The sequence below is a fragment of the Luteibacter sp. P4_E6 genome, from assembly GCF_056401535.1.
Map to the genome: position 1 here is coordinate 1 of NZ_JBFUJE010000200.1, position 7,004 is coordinate 7,004.

At 65.8% G+C, this 7,004-nt stretch carries 10 protein-coding genes; all 10 read right to left on the reverse strand.

The window, feature by feature from the left end; translation table 11 throughout:
* Positions 1-831 (reverse strand): homoserine O-acetyltransferase family protein (locus tag AC1DT2_RS12885; protein WP_477296656.1); only part of this gene is annotated, 831 nt, incomplete at its 3' end.
* Positions 832-842: 11 nt separating this feature from the next.
* Complete coding sequence (locus tag AC1DT2_RS12890) at positions 843-1,532, reverse strand: tetratricopeptide repeat protein (protein WP_157504086.1); 690 nt, start codon at positions 1,530-1,532, stop codon at positions 843-845.
* On the reverse strand, positions 1,529-1,972 hold the full coding sequence (locus AC1DT2_RS12895; protein ID WP_477296658.1) for a cytochrome c-type biogenesis protein: 444 nt from the start codon (positions 1,970-1,972) through the stop codon (positions 1,529-1,531). The genes AC1DT2_RS12890 and AC1DT2_RS12895 overlap by 4 nt, the downstream gene beginning before the upstream one ends.
* Positions 1,969-2,511, reverse strand: a complete 543-nt coding sequence (locus tag AC1DT2_RS12900) for a DsbE family thiol:disulfide interchange protein (protein WP_063572449.1) — start codon at positions 2,509-2,511, stop codon at positions 1,969-1,971. The genes AC1DT2_RS12895 and AC1DT2_RS12900 overlap by 4 nt, the downstream gene beginning before the upstream one ends.
* Entirely contained in the window at positions 2,508-4,490 is a 1,983-nt protein-coding gene (locus AC1DT2_RS12905; protein ID WP_477296661.1) for a heme lyase CcmF/NrfE family subunit, read from the reverse strand. Before AC1DT2_RS12905 ends, AC1DT2_RS12900 begins: the two co-directional genes overlap by 4 nt.
* Positions 4,487-4,954, reverse strand: coding sequence for a cytochrome c maturation protein CcmE (gene ccmE, locus AC1DT2_RS12910; RefSeq protein ID WP_213947693.1), 468 nt, complete (start codon positions 4,952-4,954; stop codon positions 4,487-4,489). The genes AC1DT2_RS12905 and ccmE overlap by 4 nt, the downstream gene beginning before the upstream one ends.
* Positions 4,938-5,138 carry a heme exporter protein CcmD gene (gene ccmD / locus AC1DT2_RS12915; protein ID WP_063572446.1) on the reverse strand — a complete coding sequence of 67 codons (201 nt, stop codon included), beginning with the start codon at positions 5,136-5,138 and terminating at the stop codon, positions 4,938-4,940. Before ccmD ends, ccmE begins: the two co-directional genes overlap by 17 nt.
* Positions 5,135-5,902 (reverse strand): heme ABC transporter permease, encoded by a 768-nt coding sequence (locus tag AC1DT2_RS12920; RefSeq protein WP_063572445.1) that lies wholly within the window; start codon positions 5,900-5,902, stop codon positions 5,135-5,137. The genes ccmD and AC1DT2_RS12920 overlap by 4 nt, the downstream gene beginning before the upstream one ends.
* A 66-nt stretch (positions 5,903-5,968) precedes the next feature.
* Positions 5,969-6,655, reverse strand: coding sequence for a heme exporter protein CcmB (gene ccmB / locus AC1DT2_RS12925; protein ID WP_477296664.1), 687 nt, complete (start codon positions 6,653-6,655; stop codon positions 5,969-5,971).
* Positions 6,652-7,004 (reverse strand): ABC transporter ATP-binding protein (locus AC1DT2_RS12930; protein WP_477296666.1); only part of this gene is annotated, 353 nt, incomplete at its 5' end. The genes ccmB and AC1DT2_RS12930, both read right to left, overlap by 4 nt.

Below are 7,004 nucleotides of genomic sequence, written 5' to 3' on the forward strand. Positions count from 1 at the left end.
GGAGAGGTAAAGGTAGCTGTTGGGGTCGAACTGGCGATTGAAACGTCGCGCATGGCCTTCGAGATAGGACTCCACCTGGAACTCGAAACCGAACGGTTCGTTTTCCTCGCGCTGGTCCGGTTCCAGGCGAATGCGGGCGAAGCGGCCGTTCCATTCCATCGCCGACCGGTAGGTGATGACACCCAGCTTACGGGCGATGCTCATGCCGTGTTCCGGCCAGCGCTCGTCGTCGTAACGGCCCTCGTTCCAGTGCGGGTCCAGACGGATCGCTTCGCGCTGCAGCGAGCGGATGGCGATGGCGAAAGGCTGGGCCTGGGGTGCTGTGTCCACGCTGAGATGGGTGCGCGCCGAGCCCGGGTGCAGCAGCATGTACGCCAGCGCACTCATACCACCCATCGAACAGCCGACCAGGCAGGCCAGTTCGGTGATGCCGAGCCCGCTCACCGTTTCATGGGCCGCATTGGCGACGTCTTCCAGCGACAACTCGGGAAAGCTGAGGCGGTAGGGTTCGCCGGTGGCCGGGTCGTTCGACGCCGGGCAGGTGGAGCCCTTGTCGCTGCCAAGCGAGTTCACGCAGATGACGAAATGGCGGTCAGTGTCGAAGGCCTTGCCGGGGCCGATCATGTCGTCCCACCAGCCCGCCGACGGATCCTCGGCATTGGCCGCGGCGTGCGCGCTGGGCGAGAGGCCGGTAAGGATGAGGACAGCGTTGCCCCTCTCACTGTCCAGCGTGCCCCAGGTTTCGTACGCGACGCGTGCGCCATGCAGTTCGCCGCCGCGTTTCATGCGGAATGGCGAGGAAAGCGGGTGGTAGCGGCGGGCGTCGCCCATGGGGACTTCCTTCAATGGATGCCGCTCATGGTGCCACGGGTTTGGGTCGCGGCGCGCTTGTCGGCCTGCGCGATCTGCTCGGCCACGGCATGCGCGACGTTCGAATCCGGATCCAGCATCGGCTGCAGCGTCTTCCAGGTGGCTGACGCCTCGGCGTATCGCTCGTGCTGGAACTGGCTGATGCCGAGCAGCCACAACGCGCGCTGGTTCTGCGGATTCGCGGTCACGGCCGCCTGGAGCAGGTCGAGTGCGCGCCCCTCGATGCGATGGTCGTCACGCATCAGAGAGTCGGCCTCGGCCCAGCCAACCATGGCGGCACCATTGGTCGGGTCGACCTTGAGCGCGCCATCGTAGGCGTCGCGTGCCTGGGCAGGTTGCTTGAGCATCGTGTACGTCTGGCCGAGCAGGAGCCAGCCCTGGGCGTCTTCCGGGTGGTCCTTCAGGCGCGCACGCAGCGCGGTGATCGCTTCGTTGACATCCATTTCCTTCGCGGGCTCGACGCCGCCCAGTGTCGACGGCGTGCCGACCAGGGCGTACAGGCCCACGCTGGCCAGCGGCACGACCACGGCGATCGCAATCAGCAATGCGAAGACGCCGCGCGAGCGACCATGGCGGCGGCCATGGCGAACGATCGGAACGAGAAGCAGGGCCAGCGCGAGGGCCAGCATGACCCCGGCGGCGAGATAAAACGCGTAAGTCACCAATCGTCCCCGGTATCGTTGATCGGCGTCGTATCGACGGGTGCCTGGCGCGCGCGGCGGCGCACCTGTACCGCAACGACGATGCCACCGATGGCAAGCAGCGCGAGCGGACCGAACCAGAGCAGCCAGGTGCTCGGTTCGACCGGTGGTTTGTAGAGGACGAACTGCGAATAGCGGTCGACGAGGTACGCCTTGATCTCGTCGTCGCTCTTGCCCGCCTGCATCATTTCGAACACCTGGCGCCGCAGATCGTGCGCGATGGGCGCATTGGAATCGGCAAGCGTTTCGTTCTGGCACATCGGGCAGCGCAGTTCGGCGCTGAGGTGCTGGAAGCGCACTTCTTCCGCATGGTCGCGAAATGGCAACGGCTGGATCGCCTGGGCGGCACACAGCACAGGCAGCAGGAAGAGGCCCAGGATGAGCAGCGCGCGGCGGATCACGGGGTTTCCTTCGCGAGCGCGGCGAGTGCCGGACGGATTTCCCTGTCGATGACCTCGGGCGTTATCGGCCCGATGCGCTTGTAGCGAATGACACCTTTCGCATCGATGAGAAAGGTTTCGGGTGCCGCATACACGCCGAAGTCGATGCCGCTGCGACCTTCACGATCGACAGCGATCACGTCGAACGGATTGCCGTGTTCGGCCAGCCAGGCCGTGGCCTCGTTCGGGTCGTCCTTGTAGTTGAAGCCAACCAGGGGCAGGCCGAGCTGCTTCATTTCGGTCATCAGCAGCGGGTGCTCATGCACGCACTCGATGCACCAGCTGGCGAACACGTTGAGGAAGTACGGCTTGCCCAGCAGCGAGGCCTTGGTAACGGTGCGGCTCGCCTCATCGAGGACGGGCAGGGCGAAGGCGGGCGCCGGCTTGTTGATCAGCGGCGACACGATCTCGTGCTGGTCGTGTTGGGTGTTCCACCAGATGCCGAAGCCGAACAGGCCGACGAGCACGAGGAAACCGAACAAGGGCAACAGGCGGGTCATGCGAGCGATGCCTTTGTCGGCGGCGTCACGATGGTCGTTGCTGCAGCGGGAGAGGGAGCTCGCTTGGCACGGAAGCGACGCTCCGCAGCGGCAACGAAACCGCCTGCCATCATGAAGAGACCACCCAGCCAGATCCAGCGAACAAAGGGCTTGTGATACAGGCGCAAGGCCCATGCGCCCTTGACGTTCGTCGCCTCCATCGGCTCGCCCAGGGCGACGTAGATGTCCCGGAACAGGCCGGCATCGATCGCGGATTCGGTCTGCACCTGGCCGCGCGAATACGTGCGCTTCTGCGGGTGCATCGTTGCCAGTGTCTTGCCGTCGCGCAGGATGGCGACGATGCCTTCATCGGCACGCCAGTTCGGGCCCGTGGTCTCCTCGACGCCGTCGAAACGGAAGTCGTAACCGCCCACCGACTCGGTCTGGCCAGGTTCGAGGCGAACGTCTCGCTCGACACTCAACGATTCCGAAAGCATCACGCCGATCAGGAAGATCGCGACGCCGGTGTGGGCCAGCAACATACCCGCCATCTCGGCTGGGAAACGGCGACCACGTGGCATCTCACGCCAACGCTTGATGACATAGGACAAGGTGCCTGCGCCGACCCACACCGCACCACCGATGCCGGCGATGGCACGCAGGTGGCCCTGGGCGAAGAAGGCGGCGGCGATGGCGCAGATCACCGCGGCGATGCCCGCACGCAGGGCCATCGTGGTCAGCTGGCTGCCTTCGGCGCGGCCCCAGCGCAGGTAGGGTCCGAACGGAAGCAGAAGTACCGCCGGCGCCATCAGCAGCACGAACAGGAAGCCGAAGTAAGGCGGTCCGACGGAGACCCGACCGAGGTTGAGCGCGTCACCGATCAGGGGAAACAGTGTACCTAACAACACCATGGCGGCGGCCGTGGTGAAGAGCAGGTTCGCGACCATGATCCCTGTCTCACGCGACAGCGGGGCGAAGGCCTTGCCGGTAGCGACCTTCGGCGCGCGGATCGCGTAGAGCAGGAGCGAGCCGCCGATGACGATGATCAGGAAGGCGAGGATGTAGAGGCCGCGGCGCGGATCGGAAGCGAAAGCATGCACCGAGGTCAGCACGCCCGAGCGAACCAGGAAGGTGCCCAGCAGCGACAGCGAGAACGCGAACAGCGAAAGCAGGATGGTCCACGCCGGCAGCGAACCGCGTTTTTCCGTCACGGCCTGCGCGTGGATCAGCGCGACGCCGACCAGCCAGGGCATGAACGAGGCGTTCTCCACCGGATCCCAGAACCACCAGCCACCCCAGCCCAGCTCGGCATACGCCCACCAGCTGCCGGCGACGATGCCGAGGGTCAGGAATGCCCAGGCGATGTTGGTCCACGGACGCGCCCAGCGCACCCAGGCCTGCTCCATGCCGCCGCCGAGCAAGGCGGCGATCGAGAAAGCGAAGGCCACCGAGAAACCCACGTAACCCATGTAGAGCACGGGCGGGTGGAAGGTCATGCCCGGATCCTGCAACACCGGATTGAGATCGCCGCCATCGGCAGGCATCGGCAGTTCGCGCAGGAAGGGATTGGACGTGAACAGGATGAAGGCGAGGAAGCCGACGCCGATCAGGCCGAGCACGCCGAGGACGCGGGCCACGAAGGCGGGCGGCAGGTGGCGGCTGAAAGCGGCCAGGGCCACCGACCAGACGTTGAGGATGAACACCCACAGCAGCATCGACCCCTCGTGTGCGCCCCATACCGCGGTAACGCGGTAGTACCAGGGCAACGCCAGGTTCGAGTTGTCGGCGACATAGGCCACCGAGAAATCGTAAGTCAGGAAGGCGTAGATCAGGACGGCCATGGCGGCGAAGACGAAGACGCCCTGACCGGCGGCGGCCGGTCGCGCCACGGCGATCAGGGCGGCGTTGTTGCGCCAGGCGCCGACGATCGGCAGCACGCCCTGCGCGATCGCAAGAAGGAGCGCGAGGACAAGGGCGAACTGGCCGAGCTCGGGAATCACTTGGGCGTGTCCTTCATCGCGGTGTCGTCGATCTTCTTGTTCTGGTGGGCCTTGGCCATGGCGTCCTTGAGCTCCTTCGGCATGTAGTTCTCGTCATGCTTGGCAAGGACTTCGCTGGCGATGAACCGCGCGCCATCCATGCGGCCGGTAGCGATCACGGACTGGTTGTCGCGGAACAGGTCGGGAAGGATGCCGGTGTACTCCACGGGCATGGCGCCGTCGGCGTCGATGACGATGAAACTCACGCGCAGCGTGCTGGTCGCGCGCTGGATGGAACCGGCCTTGACCATGCCGCCGAGACGGAAGCTCTTGTACTGCGTGGCCTGGCCTTCCTGCACCTGGCTCGGGGTGAACAGGTAGCTCATGTTTCGCTGCAGCGCGAACACAGTGAGACCGATCGCAACGACAGCGGCGGCGACGACGGAGAGGACGATGGCGAGACGACGTTTACGCGTTGGATTCATTGCTTGGCGGGGTTCCGGGCCGGCGGCGGTTTTCCTGGCGCGCGAGCCGCGCGCGAAGTTCGCGCAGGTTGCGGCGGCGCCGGGCTAAAGGAGCCAGCGTATCGATGAGAAGGACGATGAAGAAGGCGGCGAACGACGTCCACACGTACGAACCGTAACCGCCCATGGCGAGGAACTGGCTCATGCGGGGTCGTTCCCAGGCTGGCCGAGCGCGATGTCGCGCACCCAGGCCTTGCCACCTTCGGAAGCGATGAGGTCGGCACGCACGCGTGCGAACAGGCTGGCGATGTAATAGCACTTGGTCGCCAGCATCATGGTGAGCAGGGGCCAGAGCATGCTCGCCTCGATATGGGACGGGCCGAGCAGGCGGATCGTCGAGCCCTGGTGCAGCGTGTTCCACCAGTTCACCGAGAAATGCACGATAGGCACGTTCACGGCGCCAACGAGCACCAGGAAGGCCGCGGCACGCGCGCCCTGGCGGCGGTCTTCGAACGAGTGATATAGCCCGACGATGCCCAGGTAGATGAAGAGCAGCACCAGTTCGGAGGTGAGCCTGGCGTCCCAGGTCCACCAGGTACCCCACATGGGCTTGCCCCAGAGCGAACCGGTCACCAGCGTGATCAGGGTGAATGCGGCGCCGACCGGTGCGGATTCCATCGCCACCACCTCGGCGATCTTGATCCGCCAGACCAGCCCGATGAAGGCGGCGACAGCCATAACGCCGTAGATGAACAGGCTCATCCAGGCACTGGGCACGTGGATGAAGATGATCCTATAGGCGTCGCCCTGCTGGTAATCCGCCGGTGCGACCACGAGGCCACCGTAAAGCGCGACGGCGCCCAACAGCAGCGCCAGGCCGAACGCCCACGGGCGCACGGCACCGGCGAACCGGTAGAACACCGGCGGCGAGCCGAGGCGGTGGAGCCAGAGGGGAACCCAGTTAGCCATCGTTACCTGTTACCCATGCGTTCGGACACCGTGAGTCCGCGATTTGACCCTCACGGTTGCGTGCGTTCATGTATCCATGGCGATGCGAAGCGCGGCGGCGCAAGCCAGCGGCGCAAGAACGAGCGCCATGGCGAGGCCTGCGCCTAGCCAGGCGATCGGCGCAACCCAGGGCAAGCCTTCCTGCGCGGCTGCCAGAGCCCCGGCGGSGAAGATCACGACCGGCACGCACAACGGCAACAACATGAGCGCCAGAAGCATACCAGAGCGTCTGGACCCGGCCGTCAGGGCGACCAGTACCGCGCCCAGCAGGCAGAGCAACGGCGTGGACAGGAGCAGCGCGATGACCAGCACCGGCATGGCTTCCGGCGGAAGCTTCAGCATGCTGGCCAGTACCGGCGCGACGACGATCAGGGGCAGGGATGAGGTAATCCAGTGCGCTAGGATCTTCATGGCCACCAGCAGGGCCAACGGCTGGGGCGCCAGCATCAACAGCTCCATCGAGCCATCCTCGATGTCGCCGCGGAACAGGTGGTCCAGCGAGAGCAGGATGGCCAGCAGCACGATGACGAAGACCACGCCTCCGGCGATGCGTGCCAGCAGTGCCGGCTCAGGGCCGATGGCAAAAGGGAAAAGCGTGGTCACGATGACCGCGTAGAGCACCGGCATGGCGATATCGCCGCGACGCCGCCACGCTAGCGTGAGGTCACGTCGCAACAGGGCGGCACAGGCCGCGGGTGTGCTGCCCGGCGTCACGCGTGCAACCGGATACGGCGCGGCTCACCGCCGGCGAAGCTGACCGCGCCATGGCTGGTCACCAGTGCGGCGCCACCGCGTGCGGCATGCTGGTCGAGCAAGCGATTGACCAGGGCGATGCCGTCGCGGTCCAGATTGGCATAGGGCTCGTCCAGCAACCACACGCGGGCCGGCAGCAGAAGGAGACGGGCCAGGGCGGCACGTTTCTTCTGTCCGGCGGAAAGCTGGCGCACCGGTTCGTCTTCGTAACCGGCCAGACCGACCTCGCGCAGCACGGCGTTCTCATCGGTGCCGCTGCGCAGACCGTACAGGCCGGCCGCGAGCCGCAGGTTTTCGCGTGGCGTCATGT

Bases quoted from the DNA above. Each gene is read 5' to 3' on its own strand.
- AC1DT2_RS12900 (WP_063572449.1), bottom strand. From the start codon at position 2,511: ATGACCCGCCTGTTGCCCTTGTTCGGTTTCCTCGTGCTCGTCGGCCTG.
- ccmE (WP_213947693.1), bottom strand. From the start codon at position 4,954: ATGAATCCAACGCGTAAACGTCGTCTCGCCATCGTCCTCTCCGTCGTC.
- AC1DT2_RS12920 (WP_063572445.1), bottom strand. From the start codon at position 5,902: ATGGCTAACTGGGTTCCCCTCTGGCTCCACCGCCTCGGCTCGCCGCCG.
- ccmD (WP_063572446.1), bottom strand. From the start codon at position 5,138: ATGAGCCAGTTCCTCGCCATGGGCGGTTACGGTTCGTACGTGTGGACG.